The organism is uncultured Roseibium sp. (assembly GCF_963675095.2).
GTDB lineage: Bacteria > Pseudomonadota > Alphaproteobacteria > Rhizobiales > Stappiaceae > Roseibium.
Window position 1 is genome coordinate 44,969 of the sequence record NZ_CAXXSJ010000026.1, and the last position, 16,650, is coordinate 61,618.

Consider the following 16,650-nt stretch of genomic DNA (forward strand, 5'->3'; position numbering starts at 1 on the left):
ATGCGGCGTGTCTGTGCTGCTCGGGCCGGTCTAGCCTTTGTCGGCGAGCTTTGCAAAGGCCTCGCCGATAAAGCGGTAGAAGCGCTTGCTGTCCTCGAGCCGGCCGCCGAGGCGATCATAGAAGCGCGCGGCTCCGGTGTTGGGTACGTCGACGCTAAGGTCAATGCGCGTTACGTCGCGATCGCGGGCATAGCGGGCGACGAACTGCATCAGCGCTTCGCCCGCGCCGCTGCCGCGTGCGGCCTCGGTCACGAACAGATCCTTCAAGAACACCGAGCCGGTGGCGATCAGCCCGTGCCGAAACAGCGCGAAACAGGCTAAGCCGACCGGAGTGCCATCGATGCGAGCAATCGCATAGTGGGCGCCATTATCCGGCTCGCGCAGATAAAGGGCAGCCTTTTCGAGCGCTTCTTCCGGATCCAGGGTCTGATTTTGATAATGCAGGTCGATCGCCGCAAACAGGGCGGCGATCGCCTCAACATCATCCGGGCCGGCCAGCGCAATGTCGATCCGGGATCCTTGCGACATGACCGGCTCCGTGTCAGGCGCTGAGCGCGTCCAGTTCGGCGATGATGGCATCGCCCATTTCGACCGTGCTGACGACCTTGTCGCCGTCCGAGGCGATGTCCTTGGTGCGCAGGCCCTTGTCGAGGGCGTTCGCGATCGCCTTGTCGAGCATGTCGGCTTCCGCGATCTTCTCGAAGGAATAGCGCAGGGCCATGCCGAAGGAAGCGATCATGGCGATCGGGTTGGCGGCGCCGGTGCCGGCGATGTCCGGAGCGGAGCCGTGGACCGGCTCATAAAGTGCCTTGCGCTTGCCGGTCTTCGCGTCCGGAGCACCGAGAGACGCCGACGGCAGCATGCCGAGGGAACCGGTCAGCATGGCGGCCACGTCGGACAGCATGTCGCCGAACAGGTTGTCGGTGACGATCACGTCGAACTGCTTCGGCCAGCGGACGAGCTGCATGCCGCCGGCATCGGCCAGCATGTGCTCCAGCTGGACATCCTGGTAGCCGTTCTTGTGGGTCTCGGTCACGACCTCGTTCCAAAGCACGCCGGACTTCATCACGTTGCGCTTTTCCATCGAGGTGACCTTGTTGTTGCGCGTGCGCGCAAGCTCGAAGGCGGCCTTGGCGATGCGCTCGATCTCATAGGTGTCGTAGACCTGGGTATCGATGGCGCGCTTCTGGCCGTTGCCGAGATCGGTGATCGTCTTCGGCTCGCCGAAATAGACACCGCCGGTCAGCTCGCGCAGGATCAGGATGTCGAGGCCTTCGATCACGTCCTTCTTCAGCGAGGAGGCATCGGCAAGGGCCGGGTAGCAGATCGCAGGACGCAGGTTGGCGAACAGCTCCATGTCCTTGCGCAGGCGCAGAAGACCGGCTTCCGGGCGGACCTCATAGGGAACGCCGTCCCACTTGGGGCCGCCGACCGCGCCGAAGATGACCGCGTCGGAGGCCATGGCCTTGGCCATGTCTTCTTCGGAAATCGACTGGCCGTGCGCGTCATAGGCGCAGCCGCCGACAAGACCTTCGTCGGTTTCGAACGTGTCGCCGCCGCGTGCATTGAACCAGGAGATGACCTTCTTCACCTCGGTCATGATTTCCGGACCAATGCCGTCGCCCGGCAGAAGGAGGAGTTTATTCGTTGCCATGGGTTTCCGCCCCGTTTGTTCTCATGAGAATTCGATGCGCTTGGGTTAGCCGGTTGCCCGGTCTCTGGCAAGGCTGAAGCGGTTGTGAAGAGTTCAATCAAGCGGGTCGAAAAGGTCAATCGAGTGCTTGGAGGGGTTCTTCGTAGGTAGTCCGCCCATTTTCTAGCTGAAGAAAAGCCCCTCGCCGGCCTGCCGGAGCAGGTTGAGCGCCAGCAGGGTCATGATCAGCTTGAAGCCCTTCTTGAAGGTGGCTTCCTGCATGCGGCCGAGCAATTTATTACCGAAGAGTGTGCCGAAGAAACCGCTGATGATCATGAGCACGATCAGGCCCAGCCAGGGCGCGAAGGCAAAGCCGAGCAGGCCGAAGGCGATGATCTTCATCAGGTGCATGAGCAGGGCAGTTGCGCCCTGATTGGCGACGAACTGGTGCCGGGTGAGGCCCAGGGTCGACAGAACGCTGGCACCGATCGGTCCGGCTGCTCCGAAAAACATCGAAAGCAGCGTTGCGACAAAGCCGGCTGCCGCCATGGCCGGTTTCTTCGCCCGTTCCAGCCTCGGCGGCTTGCCCCAGACCGTCCACAGGACGAAACAGGCGATGCCGAGACGGAGATAGGGGGCGGGGAGCGTGACCGCGACGGATCCGCCTAGGGCCGCGCCACATACCGCTCCCGCGGCAAACCATCCAAGGATCGACCAGTCGATGTGGCGGAACAGGACCAGGGCGCGACTGAAGTTGGATCCAAGCTGAATGAGGCCGTGCACCGGCACAAGGGCGGCCACCGGCATGACATTCGCCATGACCGCGATCAGCGCAATCCCCCCGCCCAGGCCGATCGCTGCCGTCAGCGCGGATGTCACGAAACTGATCCCGATCAGCAGAAGCGAGATGGCCGGAGACAGCTGATGCGGGAGCAGGGTGTCGAAGAACGTTTCCATTGGGACCGGAGATTACAGGAGCAATGGAAGGCTTATCCGACATAATGGCCGGAAAAGCAATGATTGGACACAAGCGTATACAATATAAAGAGTAAGCGAAGTGCTGATCGCTTGAGGTTCTTGTCTAGAGGTCGGGCATCTGCCGGATTTGCCTGAGAAAACGTTGCCCTCTGGAAGAGCGTCGGCGCATCTTTCCGGGGTCGTCACCCGGCGAAGTCCGGGCGATGACGTCTGTGAGTGAGGTGACCTCGTGCCTTGTTCATCTGCAACTGAGTCGATGGCAGCGCGTTGCGGCTTGATCGATCACTGCGAAACGGCGATTTTTTCCGGGACCCCCGTGCCGTTCATCGCAAGCGGTGAGGCCTTGGACTTCCCGTCCGGTTTTTGTCCGAAGGTCGCCGTGACAATGCCGTTGTCATCGGCCTTTGCGTCATATTTCAGGGTCGCGATCTGGCGCAGCAGGAGATCCTGATTGTCGACCGCAAGGCCCGCCGGCAGGTGCAGGATGGAGATGGAACAGGTCAGAAGGGGAAACTGCCGTTCCACGCCGGTGCGGTCCTTCGCGCAGATGAATCCGGCCTCGCGGTGCTGCGGATCGTAAAAGCTCTCCGCCTGGTGCCGGAACTCCGCCTGGAGCGTGGACATCAGGCTTTCCACCTCATCAATGCTGCGGTTCTTGAGGCCGATGAAGAAATCGTCGCCGCCGATGTGTCCCGCGAAATCCCGGGTGGAACTGGCCAGCCGCTTGATCAGTTCGGAGAAGAGCAGCAGAGCCCGGTCTCCGGTGCGGAAGCCGTAGGTGTCGTTGAAGGGTTTGAAATGGTCGAAATCGATGTAGCAGAAGCTGCGATCGGCTTCCGAATTGGCGGCCTCATCGATCACGAACGATGTGACCGATCCGTTGCCGGGCAGTTTCGTCAGCGGATTCTGGTCTTCCGCCTCTCGCATCCGGATTTCATTGGCAATCTTCAAAAGCGAACTCGTCGTCAGAAAGCCGTAGTATTTCCCTTTCAGCGTGATGATCACTCCGCCGACCGTGTTGTCGTCGTGGGCGATCATGCCGACCAGCTGGTCCAGCCTGGAGTTCAGGTCGGCGACCGGGCAGCGGTGGGCGTATTTGCGCAACTGGTTGTTGACGGCCTTGTTGCGCAAAAGGTCCTGGCCGAAGGGCATGTAGATCAGGTCCTTGATATCGCTTTCCTGGATCAGGCCACGGGGTTCGTCCGCGGCGTTGACGACCGGAATGAACGGGTAGGCCCGTCCGGCGCGCAAAAGGGCCAGGACGTCATCCATCGATGCATCGTCGCGCAGGGCGACAAGCGGACGGATCTCGCGGCGGAGCAGATCGGAATCCGATTGTCCGCTTTGCTTCTGGGCTTCGGCGACCGATGCGATGCGCTCGTAGCGGGGCAGGGCGTCGCTGATCCGTGTGGAGGGATGGGCCACCAAGTAACCCTGGATCAGGTCGCAGCCCACCTGCCGGCAGACCTTGAGTTCGGCTTCCGTTTCCACGCCTTCCGCGACCACGCGCATGCCCAGCACGTGGGCCAGATCCACCATGGAGGCGACCAGTAGCCGCTTGCGGGCGTCGGTCTGGATCGACCGGATGAAGAACCGGTCAATCTTGAGAATGTCCGGCTCGAAATCGTAAAGGTTCTGGAGCTGGGAATAGCCCTTGCCGAAGTCGTCGATGGCGAAGGAGAAATCCAGCGACCGGCCCCGTTTGACGAACTCCTTCACCTTTCCCATCTGCGACGCGTCACCCGCCTCGGAGACCTCGAGGCAGATGCTTGCCGGCTTGAGATCGTGCTGGGACAGGATCGTGACCGTTTCCGGCATGAGGAAGTCATTCACCTCAAGCAGGCGGACATCGACGTTCAGGAACAGCTTTTCGGCAGTCTTGTGCGGGATGCTGGCGAACTTTCCGATCGCCTTGCGCCGGAGCAGGAGTTCCAGGCGCGGCAGGCAGTCTATGGAATGGGCAAGATCGAAGAGGTCTCCGGGGGTCGCACAGCCGAGCTGGTCGGTGTTGCGGACCAGAGCTTCGAACCCGTGGACGTCTCCGCTATGGGCATCGACAATCGGCTGAAGCGCGTAGTCGAGGACCTTGTCGGCGTTGGTCAGAAAGACCTGAGGAATCATATCGAACCGCAAGGACGCAGCCCATTCGTGTTTTGCAATCGTCACTTTCTGCCCCACCCTGTGAATATTGCGGATGTCCCGGGCGGAAAGTTAGCTCAAGCGGGGCTTGAAAATATGAAGTTACGCTGCCTAACCATTTATCTTGGTTATTGAATTCCTTACGAGAATTCCCTGACGTAAGGAGAGGTTCTACGCAGGTCATGAAAAAGGGCCGGCGGAATGCCGGCCCTGATCCAGTCTTGACGATAGGTCGGATTTAATCGGCGCTTGTCAGTTCGCCGGCATGGCCGTTTCGACCAGCTTGACCCAGTAGGAGCAGCCGACCGGGATCAGGTCGTCGTTGAAGTCATAGGCGGGATGATGCAGGCCGGCGCTGTCGCCGTTGCCGGCAAAGATGAAGGCGCCAGGGCGTTCAAGCAGCATGTAGGAGAAGTCCTCGCCACCCATCATCGGCGCGATGTCCGGATCGACCTTGCCCTTGCCGGCAATGCCTTCCGCGACCTCAATCGCGAATTCCGTCTGTGCGTCGTGGTTCGACGTGACCGGGTAACCGAGGATGTACTCGATATCCGCGGTCGCGCCGAAGCCTTCGGCGATGGAGGTGACCAGCGCCTTCATGCGCTTTTCGGCGAGTTCCCGGATGCCCGGATCCAGGGTGCGCACCGTGCCGCGCAGGGTCGCTTCCTGCGGGATGACGTTGAACGCGTTGCCGGCTTCGAACACGGTGACCGAAACGACGACGGATTTCAGCGGATCCGCATTGCGGCTGGCGATCGATTGAAGGGCTGTGACGATATGCGAGCCGACGACGATCGGGTCGATGGTCTGGTGCGGCTTGGCCGCATGCCCGCCCCGGCCGGTGATGGTGACGCGGAACTCGTCGGTCGCCGCCATCAGCGGGCCCTTGCGGATGCCGAATTCGCCGACCGGAATGCCCGGGAAGTTGTGCATGCCGTAGACTTCCTCAATCGGCCAGCGGGTCATCAGGCCGTCGTCGATCATGGCTTTCGCACCGGCGCCGCCTTCTTCGGCCGGCTGGAAGATGACAACCACCGTGCCGTCGAAATTGCGGGTCTCGGAGAGATATTTCGCGGCACCCAGCAGCATGGCGGTGTGGCCGTCATGGCCGCAGGCGTGCATCTTGCCGGGGGTCTTGGAGGCGTAAGGCTTGCCGGTGATCTCCTCGATCGGCAGGGCGTCCATGTCGGCGCGCAGCGCGATGGTCTTTCCCACACCGCCGTTCCGGCCCTTGATCACGCCGACGACGCCGGTCTTGCCGATGCCGGTAACGACTTCGTCCAGGCCGAAGCTTTGCAGCAGTTCGGCAACCTTCTCGCTGGTACGAAAAGTGTCATACAGCGTTTCCGGATTTTCATGGAAATCGTGGCGCCAGGCGGTGATTTCATCGGCAAGGTCGGCCAGGCGATTGACAATGGGCATCGATTGCTCCTCGAAAACGGGAATTCTTGAATTCGCGGGCGGCCGGCCTTTACGTGGTTATCCTGACCGCAATTGGCTCTAACCTACTCCAAGCCGGAAAAAGAAAAAGTGGGTCCGTGCTGTTTTTTTGCGCGGTCTTGCCGCAATCGCCGTCATGCACCGGTTTTGGGCAATAACCGGTAGACACTTGTCTTCTTGATCTCGTTGTCTTCCAGGGCACCGACGACCGGAACTTGATAGGTGGCGAGAAGCTCCAGCCGTTTTTTCGGCAGGTAGGAGCGACCGGGATCGCCAACCAGAACCGGCGTGCCTCTTTCCATGGTCCGGTCCAGGAAGGCCAGCACCTTGTCGGTCATGTTCTTGTCGTAGAAGACGTCGCCGCAGAAAAACAGGTCCGTTTCGAGCGGATCGCCTCCGGTGATATCTGCCTGTTCGGCGGAAAGCGTGACGCCGTTCAGCTCGGCGTTCAAAAGCGTCGCTTCGATGGCGAAACTGTCGATATCCACCGCATGACAGGATTTTGCGCCGCCAAGCATGGCGGCAATTCCGACGAGGCCGGAGCCGCAGGCGAAATCTGTGACGGACTTTCCCGCCACCAGATCGGGCGTGTCGAGAACATAGCGGGCAAGTGCCTGCCCACCGGCCCAGGCGAAGGCCCAAAAGGGAGGAGGAAGGCCCATTTCGCCCAGCTCTTCCTCCGTCTTCTGCCAGAGGTCCATGGCCTCGTCGGCGAGATAAAGCCGGACCTCCTCCGCATGGGGGACCGGCTTGACCTTCGTTTCGGCCTTTATGAATGCGCGCGGATCGGAAATGCGCTTCACGATGTCAGTCGTCCAGGCCGCCCATCTGGCAGATGAGTTTCCATTCGTCTTCCGTCACGGGCTGAACGGACAGGCGCATGGAGGTGACCAGCGACATCTTTTCCAGGCGCGGTTCGGCCTTGACGTCGGCAAGGGTGACCGGTTTCGGCATGTCGCAGACGGCCTTGAAGTCGACGCATTCCCAACGGGGATCGTCGGTGGTCGAATCGGGGTGGATTTCCTTGCAGACTTCGGCGATGCCGACGATTTCCTTGCCGATGTTGGAATGGTAGAAAAACGCCCGGTCGCCCAACTTCATCTCGCGCATGTTGTTGCGCGCCAGGTAGTTGCGGATGCCGTCCCATTCCTCGCCCTGCTCGCCCTTGGCCTTCTGCTGTTCCCAGGACCATTTGTTCGGTTCGGACTTGATCAGCCAGTAACGCACTTGCTTATGCCTCCGGGTTCTTGACGGCCCAGTTCCACGGGCGGATTTCCACGCTTTCGAACAGGCCGGCCTTGGCGTAGGGGTCTTCCTGGGAAATGGCCAGTGCCTCGTCCCGGTTGGCGGCTTCGATGATGACCAGGGATCCGGTCATGTTGCCATCGTCGTCGAGGAACGGTCCGGCGGCTTTCAGGCCGTCGCCCATGTCCTTCAGAAAGTCGATGTGCGCCGGACGGTTGTCGAGCCGGACCTGAAGCGATTGCGGTTTGTCGGTGCAGATCAGTGCGTAAAGCATGAAGCCCCCTTGTTATGTCTGACTGCCCGCCAACCTAGGTTGGCGGCGTGTTGAACTCAACGATAAAACAGCGGGCGAAGACTGCGTTTCACCCTGATTTTCAATCGGTTCCCGCCTCGTGTTTCAGCGGACGGGACATCAGGATGGTCAGGGCGTCGTCGACGGAAAGCCCTTCGTCGATCATGCGGGCCACGGTGGCGCAGATCGGCAGTTCGATATTCAGCCGTTTGGCGAGTTCGACGGCAATGCGGGCCGAGTAGGCACCCTCGGCCAGCTTGCCGCCGGCGGCGATCAGGTCTTGAGCCTTCTTTCCTTCGCCGAGTTTGATCCCGAAACTGAAATTGCGTGACTGCGGCGAGGAGCAGGTGAGTACCAGGTCTCCCAGGCCGGAAAGCCCGGTCAGCGTTTCGCTTCTGGCACCCATCGCGGCCCCGAGGCGCGACAGTTCAGCAAAGCCCCTGGCGGTCAGGGCAGCCTGGGCGCTGGCGCCGAGCTTGCGGCCGACGACGGCACCGCAGGCAATCGCCAGGACGTTCTTCAACGCGCCGCCGATCAGCGTGCCGGTGACATCGGTGCTGGCGTAGGGGCGGAAGGCAGGCGAAGCCATGGCTTCGCAGAGCCGGTTGGCGGTTTCCATCGTCTCGGCGGCGATCGTGACCGCGGTCGGCAGGCCACGGGCGACATCGTCGGCAAAGCTCGGTCCGGACAGGGCCGCGGCCTCCGCCTGCGGCAGTTCGTCTTTCAGGACTTGCGACAGGAGTTCACCGGTCGATTGCTCGATCCCCTTGGCGCAGAGAACCAGAGGTCCGTCGAAGCCGCCCGCGGCGGCGATTTCCTTTAGGGTTTCGCGCGTGGTCTGGGCCGGGGTGACGAGCAAGACCGCATCCGCTTTGAGAGCCTCACGCAGATCCGCCGTGGCGTGGATGTTCTCGTCGAAGGTGATGCCTGGAAGGTATTTCGCGTTCTGCCGGCGGATCTGGATTTCGCGAACCGTATCGGGATCGCGCGCCCAAAGGGTTGCCGTCGCACCGGCGCGGGCGGCTGTGAGGGCAAGGGCCGTGCCCCAGGCGCCGCCGCCGATCACGGATATCCGGTTGATCTGCTTCATGGGCGTGTTCCTTCGACCCGGGCGCGCAATTCGTCGAGGGGTGCGGCGAAGCCTTCGAAGAAGCTGTCGGGATTGTGGGCGTCTTCCGAATTGAGGTCGAGCCAGAACAGGCGGAACCGGATCGGCGGACCGCCCGCGCTCGGGGTCATTTCATAATGTTCCCATTCCTCGACCGGGATCCGGTCGATCACCGCGTGGAAATGGCGGCGCTTGTGCAGGCCCGGAAGCATGCCGGGCGCCTGATGATAGACATGCTCCTGATCGGCCAGATGATGGAAGGCGATGTCGAGATCGAGACCGGTTTCTTCTTGAAACTCGCGCTTGGCGCCGATCAGGTGGCTTTCACCCGGATCGAGCGTGCCGCCGGGCACCTGAAGGCCGACCTCAGGCTGATCGGGCTGGCTGAAGACCAGGAGCCGCGATCCGCAGGTCAGATAGACATAGGCCTTGTGATAGGTGCGCATGAAAAATCCATTTCGGCTGGAGCGTTCTTCCTAGCAAGTTCGCCGACCTCAGGAAACAGACAATCAGACCTTGGCGCCCTTCTTCCCCGATCCGAGGACGCCGCTGTTCCGGGCATCGAGCGGCCAGCGCGGTCGAGGCGAGACATTCCTGTCATCGACCGGGCCGAGGCGCATGTGTTCGATGCCCGCCCAGGCGATCATGGCGGCGTTGTCCGTGCACAGTTTCATCGGCGGGGCGACAAAGCGGGCGCCGGCCTCGTCTGCGGCTTGCGTCAGGGCCGCCCTGATTTCCTGGTTGGCCGCAACACCGCCGGCAACGACGATGGTGGGCGGGACATCGGGGAAGCGTTCGCAAAAGAGGTCGAGAGCGGATTTGGTCCGGACCGTCAGCACATCGGACACCGCGCGCTGAAAGGCGGCACAGAGGTCGGCGACCGTCTGTTCGTCGACGGGCTCGAGTTTCTTGGCCTGTGTCCGGAGCGCGGTCTTCAGGCCGGCAAAGGACATGTCCAGGCCGGGCCGGTCGAGCAGCGGGCGCGGCAGCCTGAACCGGGTCACGTCGCCCAGCTTCGCCATTTTCTCCACGGCGGGGCCGCCGGGGTAGGGGAGGCCCAGAAGCTTGGCGGTCTTGTCGAAGGCTTCGCCAATGGCGTCGTCGATGGTGGTGCCGAGCCGCTCATAGTCGCCGACGCCGCGCACCAGCAGGAACTGGCTGTGACCGCCGGAAACCAGAAGCAGCAGGAAGGGAAAGGGAAGATCGTCGGTCAGCCGGGCCGTCAGCGCGTGGCCTTCCAGGTGATTGACGGCGATCAGCGGCTTGTCGGCGGCCATGGCAATCGCCTTCGCCGTCATCAGGCCGACGATGACGCCGCCGATCAGCCCGGGCCCCGCGGTTGCCGCGACCGCGTCGATGTCGTCCCATGTGCAGCCGGCCTCGTGCATGGCTTCGCCGACGATCCGGTCGAGCACCTCGATGTGGGCGCGGGCGGCGATTTCCGGGACGACGCCGCCGAATTCGGTGTGTTCGTCGATCTGGGAGCGGATGACATTCGACAGGACGGCGGCATTCTGCGGTCCGCGCACGACCGCCGCCGCGGTTTCGTCGCAGCTGGTCTCGATTCCCAGGATGGTAAGATCACGCATGTTGCAATCGGGGTCGACAGAGGTCATTGATCATGCCGCATTGGCCGACGGGTTCGGGTTACGTATCATCGGCCGAAACGGAAGTCGTTGGATGCCGCCGGTTTGTTCGCTTTATAAGGGCCTCTAGCATCAGGACAACCGTCCTTGCAATTGTATTTAAAACGCCGGAACGCGATGTCGGCGACAGGGAGAGTGAGACGTGGGGACTGAAACTTTGCGAATCGGAACGCGCGGCAGCGCCTTGGCTCTTGCCCAGGCCCATGAAACCCGCGCCCGGCTGATGCAAGCCCATGCTCTTCCTGAAGAGGCGTTCGAGATCGTCGTCATCAAGACCTCCGGCGATCAGATCCAGGACCGGCCGTTGTCCGAAGTCGGCGGCAAGGGACTGTTCACCAAGGAAATCGAGGAAGCGATGCTCGACGGGCGGATCGACCTTGCCGTGCATTCTTCCAAGGACATGCCGACGGTGCTGCCGGACGGGCTGATCCTGAGCGCCTTCCTGCCGCGCGAAGATGTGCGTGACGCCTTCATCTCGCCCAAGGCCGAACGGCTTCAGGACCTGCCGCAGGGCGCAGTGGTTGGTTCCAGTTCCCTGCGCCGGCAGGCAATGATCAAGCGGCTTCGGCCGGATATCGATGTCGTCATGTACCGTGGCAACGTTCAGACCCGCCTGCGTAAGCTGGAAGAAGGCGCCGTGGATGCGACCCTGCTTGCCTATGCGGGACTGAAACGCCTCGGTCTGTCCGACGTGGTCACCAGTCTTCTGGAACCGGAGGACTTCCTTCCGGCCGTGGGCCAGGGCGCGATCTGTATCGAAAGCCGCGAAAACGACGACAGAACGCTCAACCTGCTGGCCGCGATCCATGATCCGGAGACGCAGGTCCGGCTCGACGCGGAACGAGCGTTCCTTGCTGTGCTGGACGGTTCCTGCCGGACGCCGATCGGCGGTCTGGCCCTCGTGGAGGGCGAAAAGATCTCTTTCCGGGGCACGGTGCTGAAGCCGGATGGCTCGGAAGTTCACAGCATTGCCCGGGAAGGATCCGTTGTCGATGCCACGATGATCGGACGCGAAGCCGGTGAGGCACTGAAAGCCATGGCCGGTCCGGATTTTCTGGCGGACTGAGGATCGATCTTGCGGCTCCTGGTAACACGTCCGCAGCCGGAATGCCGCAAAACGGCGGCGCGTATCCGCGCTTTGGGCGGCGAGGCCGTCGAGGTGCCAATGCTGGAAACCAGGGTATCCGCGCCCCTGCGTTTTGATCTCACCGGTGTGACGGGACTTGCGGTCACCAGCAGCCGGGTGGCCGGGATCCTGAAAGATCACCCGCAACTTGCGGACCTTCGAGCCCTGCCGGTCTTTGCGGTCGGCAAGCGAACGGCCGAGGCGATGACATCTACCGGTTTTGAGGACGTTGTTTCGGCCGATGGCGATGTGCTTGCGCTGGCCGGCCTGATTGCCGCCCGTCAGCCGGAAGGGCATCTGCTTTACCCGTGTGCCAGGGACAGGGCGGGCGACCTGGAAGGCGATCTTGCCGCGCGCGGCCTGCGCTGCGATCCCGTCATCGTCTATGAGACCAACCCGGTGGATCAGATGCCCGCAGTTGTCCTGGACAGCCTGCGGGACGGCGCTATCGATGGGGTTCTGATTTACTCACGGCGGAGCGCGGAGGCATTTCTGAGCGCGCTGAAAACGGCGGATTCGGCCGGGTTGCTCAAAAAAATCAGAGCCTTCGCCATTTCGCCGCAGGCTGGCGAGCCGCTGGAGGGCTATACTTGTGTCGAAATGGCAGCGCACCCAGGTGAGGATGCATTACTGAGGCTTGCTTTAAACAGCTGTTAACCCAATCCGGGGGAGTCCTGATTGCGGCACTGCGGAAAAGGCGATCGCGTTACGGTATTTTCTGGCGGGCAGGTGTGTATAGTGGGATGAGACACCCCAAGAATGGGGGCAGGAGGAGTTGAAATGGCATCTGACAAAGACCCGGCCAACGGCAAATCTTCCTCTTCCGGCACAGCCGGTTCAGGCGAATCGCCGAAGTCGGGAACGACCGGTTCCACATCACAATCCGCCTCGGGCGGCACGACCTCCAAGCGCCCGGTGACGATCGACCTGAAGCCGGAAAAAGTCGCGGCCAAGCCTGCCGACAAGCCGGCGGCAACCACATCTTCATCGACATCGTCGTCCACCACGTCTTCAGCGACCTCGTCAAAGCCGTCCTCTTCGGGCACGAGCTCCACAGGCGCGGCTTCTTCGGGCACCAGTTCGGCAACGGGAAAGCCGACAGGCGGGGCGTCATCTGCCAGTACGACCAAGCCTACTTCCGGTTCCACCGGGTCATCTGCCGGCCAGACGCCATCCACGGCGGCGTCCACAACGGCTTCAAAACCGTCCGAAGCGCCGAAGACCGCCGCCGGCCGGTCTTCCTTCGACAAGGCGACGGACAGCGCTTCGAAATCATCTTCGGCCGCATCCGCGACCTCCTCGTCGGGGGGAAGCGGCACACGCTCCACCTCCCAGTCGCCACGTGCGCCCGAAGGCGGCGGTATCGGCGTGTTCGGTGTTCTGGTCGCCGCCATCTTCGGTGGGGTCGTGGTGCTGTCGGGTGCTTACGGGCTGCATGTGGCCGGTATCTTGAACATTCCGGGCAAGCTCGATCCGGCGACCAGCCAGATGCTCGACCAGGCCGAACGCAAGATCGGAGACCTGGAAAGCCAGATTGCCGATCTTTCCAAGGCGGCCGGTAGCAACGATGCCCGCAGCCTGGTGACCGGTCTTTCCGACCGCATGACAGCGCTGGAAAAATCGGTCGGCGAAATGGCCGATGCCGCCGGGGCTGACCTGGCGCCGGAGCTTGCCAAGGTGAAGTCCGACCTTGCCGCGCTTGGCACGAAAGTCGACACCCTGCCGGTGTCCACGGCAGGTGGTGGGGAAACGTCCGGAGCAGTCGAAGCCATCAAGGGGATCGATGGCAGGCTGGCGGCGCTGGAGAAAAGCGTCAGTGCCTCAAATCAGCTTTCCGGCACGGTGTCCGGTGTGGAAACCAGCGTTGGCGATCTGAAGACCTCGCTTTCAGAAATCGAGACGCGCCTCCAGAACGTCGAAGCCACGGCCAAGGCCGCCCAGACGGCGGTGACGACCTCGGACGTGTCGCTGAAAACCCTTGCCGACAGTCAGGCGCGGGCGTCCGAAACGCTGGCAACCCTTTCTTCCGACATTGAAACGGTCTCCAAGGCGGGCAAGGCTGGCCTTGAAGACCTGCGCGGCGAACTGGACGCGCTGTCCAAACGCCTTGCCGCGGTCGAAGCGACCATGGGCGATGCAACCGCGCGCGAGGTCGCGGCAAGGGCCCTGTCGGTGTCCGCCTTGAAGTCCGCGGTCGATTCCGGCCGGCCGTTCACCACGGAACTGGCGGCGGTCAAGGCGGGTCTGCCCAAGGATACGGATCTTGCGGTGCTCGAGGCCCATGCCGAGGCAGGCGTGGCGCCGGCCTCTGTTCTGATCGCTGAATTCCCATCGGTCGCGCGGAAAATGTACGCCGCGTTCTCCGCTCCCGACCGGTCGGGTGATCTTCTGGACAACTTTCTGGCCAGTGCAAAGTCGATCGTCGCTGTGCGCGGTCCGGGCGATGAAAACGGAACCGGACCGGAGGCGGTTCTGCGCCGGATGGAAAACGCCGTGAAGCGTGGCGACCTTGCCGCAGGCCTGGAGGCCTACAAGGCGCTTCCCGAGGTTGCGCAGAAAGCCGGTGCCGACTGGGCCGAGCGCGCAGAGGCGCGGGTGACCGTCGACCGGATGACCGAAGCGGCCTCCCAGGAAGTGCTGTCCATGCTTGGTGGCAAGGACAGCTGACGTTTTTAAGCGCGGGGAGAGCGGCTTCCCGCGTATGGTATCGATGCCCGGCCGGCAGAACGCCGGTTTGATCTTGAAGGAGCGAACGCAATGATCCGCGTCCTCATCTTTTTTGCCCTGCTGTTTGCCGTCGCGCTGGGCTTCGCCTGGATGGCGGATCTGCCCGGCGTGATATCGATCAGCTGGGACGGATACGTCTGGGAGCAGCCGCCCGTGGTGGTCGCGCTTGTGGTCGGCATCGCCCTGGCCCTGTTCCTCGCGGCCGTCTGGCTGGTGCTGGTCATCCTGAGGTCGCCGAAGATCGCGTCGCGGTTCTTCACCCGCCGGCGCAAGGACAAGGGTTATCAGGCCCTGTCGCGCGGCCTGATCGCGCTCGGCACCGGCAATGCCAAACTCGCCCGCAAGCACGGGCTTGATGCGGACAAGCTTCTGAAAGAAGAACCGGCCACGAAACTGCTTCTGGCCCAGACCGCGCAGCTTGCCGGCAAGGACGAGGAGGCGCGGGGACGGTTCGAGGCCATGCTCGACGATCCGGAGACCCGTGCGCTCGGCCTGCATGGCCTGTTCATCGAGGCCGAACGGCATGATGAGCCGGTTGCCGCCCGTCACTATGCCGAGGAAGCCAACAAGGCAGTCCCGGGCCTGGAGTGGGCCGGAAAGGCCGTGCTCGGCTACCAGGCGGTTGCGAGCCACTGGGAACAGGCGCTGTCGACCCTGGAACGCAATTACACCTCCAAGCTGATCGACAAGAAGACCTATCGCCGCCATCGGGCCGTCATTCTGACCGCCCTGGCGCAGAAGCTGGAGGAAGGCGAGCCGGAGCGGGCCTATACTATGGCCAAGGAGGCTCACGGACTGGCGCTCGATCTGGTGCCGGCCGCCGTCATTGCCTCTCGCCTGGCGACGCGGCGCGGCGATATCCGCAAGGCCTCGAAAATGATCGAGGCGACCTGGCGTCTGTCGCCCCATCCGGACCTGGCCGAGGCTTACGCCCATGTGCGCACCGGTGATTCCGCCGTCGACCGGCTGAAACGGGTGAAGGCACTGGCGGCGCTGCGCGCCAATACCAGCGTCGGGGCCCTGGCGGTAGCGCGGTCGGCCATGGACGCGCGGGAATTCGACGAGGCGCGGGAGCAACTGAAGAAGGTGCTGCGGTCGGAACCGATCCGTGCCGCTTTCCTGATGATGGCGGAACTGGAAGAAGCCGAGCACGGCGACAGGGGCCGGATGCGCGACTGGCTGTCGCGTGCGGTCCGCGCGCCGCAGGACAAGGCCTGGGTCGCCGATGGCGTGGTATCGGCGGAATGGCAGCCGGTGTCGCCGGTGACAGGCCGTCTGGATGCTTTCGAATGGAAGACGCCGAGCGGTCTGCCAGATACGTCCGCTGGCGAAACCATCGAAGATGCACTGTTCGAAGCGCCTGTTCTTGCACCTGCACGCGAAGCAGTCGAGCCGCCGCTTGCCCCTGAACAGGCCGATACGGCCGGATCCCCTGAATCCGAGGAGCCGGAACCTAAGGCGGATTTGGAACTTCAGGCCGAACCGGCAAAGCCTGCCCCAAAGGACGACGAGACGAAGAGTGAGGCCGTCAAGTCAGAGCCGGAGCCGAAAACACCTCCCACGCCAGTCCGTGCAGTGAAGGAAGGCTATGAAGGCACGACGGACGATGTCGGTCATGTGAAGCCGGTCCAGGACCTGCCGGAGACGCCCGACGAAACGGAGCCGGAAGCGGCCGACAAAGCGGTTGCGAAGACACCCGCTGCCGATACGAAATCGGATGAAAAGGCCCCGGCCGAGGCGCCGGAAAAGAAGGCCGAGGCCAAGGCGGAAAAGGACAGTAAGGCAACGGCGGCGTCCGGCGCTCAGGATGCCAAAGGCGCCGGGACGGCCGAAGATCTCGACAGGCCGATCGCCTTTCCGTTTTCGCGCATGCCCGACGATCCGGGACGGACGAAGAGGAAGAAGAACCAAAGGAACCGCGCCCCCGGTTTTTCAACTGAATCCGGTCTTTCGGCGGGGTTCAGGCGTGGTCAAGACGAAGGACGGAGCCGTTGCCGGTCGATCCGACGGTTGATCTCTTCCAAACGGGGTCGAAAGCCTCTTGCATCTTTGCAAGCGCTCCGGTATCAAGCGGCCCATTCCAAGGGTGATGCCCTTGGACTTTCCGCGATTGCCGGTCATCCGCATCGCGCCGCCCGGCGAAACATCCGCCGGTCCGGTTAGCCGCTGTAGCTCAGTTGGTAGAGCACGTCATTCGTAATGATGGGGTCGTAGGTTCGAGTCCTATCAGCGGCACCACTTTTCTGGCTGTCCGACCCGGAGACATAGGTAACAGTTTGTACCGGAGACATGGGTTACAACCTCGTGCCGAACGGG

The 16,650-nt window shown here is 62.6% G+C and carries 16 protein-coding genes and 1 tRNA gene; 5 read left to right on the top strand and 12 right to left on the bottom strand.

What is annotated here, in order from left to right; all coding sequences use genetic code 11:
* Positions 1-30: 30 nt before the first annotated feature.
* From ABIN98_RS08835 to tsaD, 11 genes are all read right to left on the bottom strand, one after another.
* The gene (locus ABIN98_RS08835; RefSeq protein ID WP_346909255.1) at positions 31-528 is read right to left on the bottom strand and encodes a GNAT family N-acetyltransferase; all 498 of its coding nucleotides are present in this window, start codon (positions 526-528) and stop codon (positions 31-33) included.
* Positions 529-541: 13 nt separating this feature from the next.
* On the bottom strand, positions 542-1,654 hold the full coding sequence (gene leuB / locus ABIN98_RS08840; protein WP_346909256.1) for a 3-isopropylmalate dehydrogenase: 1,113 nt from the start codon (positions 1,652-1,654) through the stop codon (positions 542-544).
* A gap of 162 nt (positions 1,655-1,816) precedes the next feature.
* Positions 1,817-2,590: a sulfite exporter TauE/SafE family protein gene (locus ABIN98_RS08845; protein ID WP_346909257.1), complete on the bottom strand. Its 774-nt coding sequence runs from the start codon at positions 2,588-2,590 to the stop codon at positions 1,817-1,819.
* A 303-nt stretch (positions 2,591-2,893) separates the two neighbouring features.
* Entirely contained in the window at positions 2,894-4,777 is a 1,884-nt protein-coding gene (locus tag ABIN98_RS08850; protein ID WP_346909259.1) for a GGDEF domain-containing protein, read from the bottom strand.
* 225 nt (positions 4,778-5,002) lie between these two features.
* Complete coding sequence (locus ABIN98_RS08855) at positions 5,003-6,172, bottom strand: M20 aminoacylase family protein (RefSeq protein WP_346909261.1); 1,170 nt, start codon at positions 6,170-6,172, stop codon at positions 5,003-5,005.
* A gap of 152 nt (positions 6,173-6,324) precedes the next feature.
* Positions 6,325-6,993, bottom strand: coding sequence for a methyltransferase (locus tag ABIN98_RS08860; RefSeq protein ID WP_346909262.1), 669 nt, complete (start codon positions 6,991-6,993; stop codon positions 6,325-6,327).
* A gap of 4 nt (positions 6,994-6,997) precedes the next feature.
* Positions 6,998-7,417, bottom strand: coding sequence for an EVE domain-containing protein (locus ABIN98_RS08865; RefSeq protein WP_346909264.1), 420 nt, complete (start codon positions 7,415-7,417; stop codon positions 6,998-7,000).
* Between the two features lie 4 nt (positions 7,418-7,421).
* The gene (locus ABIN98_RS08870) at positions 7,422-7,709 is read right to left on the bottom strand and encodes a YciI-like protein (RefSeq protein WP_346909266.1); all 288 of its coding nucleotides are present in this window, start codon (positions 7,707-7,709) and stop codon (positions 7,422-7,424) included.
* Positions 7,710-7,809: 100 nt separating this feature from the next.
* Positions 7,810-8,817, bottom strand: coding sequence for an NAD(P)H-dependent glycerol-3-phosphate dehydrogenase (locus ABIN98_RS08875; RefSeq protein ID WP_346909268.1), 1,008 nt, complete (start codon positions 8,815-8,817; stop codon positions 7,810-7,812).
* Positions 8,814-9,281 carry an NUDIX domain-containing protein gene (locus ABIN98_RS08880; RefSeq protein ID WP_346909270.1) on the bottom strand — a complete coding sequence of 156 codons (468 nt, stop codon included), beginning with the start codon at positions 9,279-9,281 and terminating at the stop codon, positions 8,814-8,816. Before ABIN98_RS08880 ends, ABIN98_RS08875 begins: the two co-directional genes overlap by 4 nt.
* 63 nt (positions 9,282-9,344) lie before the next feature.
* On the bottom strand, positions 9,345-10,424 hold the full coding sequence (gene tsaD / locus ABIN98_RS08885; protein WP_346909272.1) for a tRNA (adenosine(37)-N6)-threonylcarbamoyltransferase complex transferase subunit TsaD: 1,080 nt from the start codon (positions 10,422-10,424) through the stop codon (positions 9,345-9,347).
* A 199-nt stretch (positions 10,425-10,623) separates the two neighbouring features.
* On the opposite strand from tsaD, the gene hemC reads away from it, so the two are divergent.
* Both hemC and ABIN98_RS08895 read left to right on the top strand, forming a co-directional pair.
* Entirely contained in the window at positions 10,624-11,547 is a 924-nt protein-coding gene (hemC, locus tag ABIN98_RS08890) for a hydroxymethylbilane synthase (protein ID WP_346909273.1), read from the top strand.
* Positions 11,548-11,556: 9 nt separating this feature from the next.
* Positions 11,557-12,264, top strand: a complete 708-nt coding sequence (locus ABIN98_RS08895) for a uroporphyrinogen-III synthase (protein WP_346909275.1) — start codon at positions 11,557-11,559, stop codon at positions 12,262-12,264.
* On the opposite strand, the gene ABIN98_RS08900 is transcribed toward ABIN98_RS08895, so the two are convergent.
* Positions 12,261-13,001, bottom strand: a complete 741-nt coding sequence (locus ABIN98_RS08900) for a hypothetical protein (protein ID WP_346909277.1) — start codon at positions 12,999-13,001, stop codon at positions 12,261-12,263. The genes ABIN98_RS08895 and ABIN98_RS08900 overlap by 4 nt on opposite strands.
* Here ABIN98_RS08900 and ABIN98_RS08905 point away from each other — a divergent pair.
* From ABIN98_RS08905 to ABIN98_RS08915, 3 genes are all read left to right on the top strand, one after another.
* A complete protein-coding gene (locus tag ABIN98_RS08905; RefSeq protein ID WP_346909279.1) occupies positions 12,976-14,274 on the top strand; it encodes a hypothetical protein in 1,299 nt (432 codons plus the stop codon). The genes ABIN98_RS08900 and ABIN98_RS08905 overlap by 26 nt on opposite strands.
* A gap of 90 nt (positions 14,275-14,364) precedes the next feature.
* Complete coding sequence (locus tag ABIN98_RS08910) at positions 14,365-16,497, top strand: heme biosynthesis HemY N-terminal domain-containing protein (protein ID WP_346909281.1); 2,133 nt, start codon at positions 14,365-14,367, stop codon at positions 16,495-16,497.
* Positions 16,497-16,572: transfer RNA gene (locus tag ABIN98_RS08915), tRNA-Thr, on the top strand. Before ABIN98_RS08910 ends, ABIN98_RS08915 begins: the two co-directional genes overlap by 1 nt.
* The last annotated feature ends 78 nt before the right edge of the window (positions 16,573-16,650 follow it).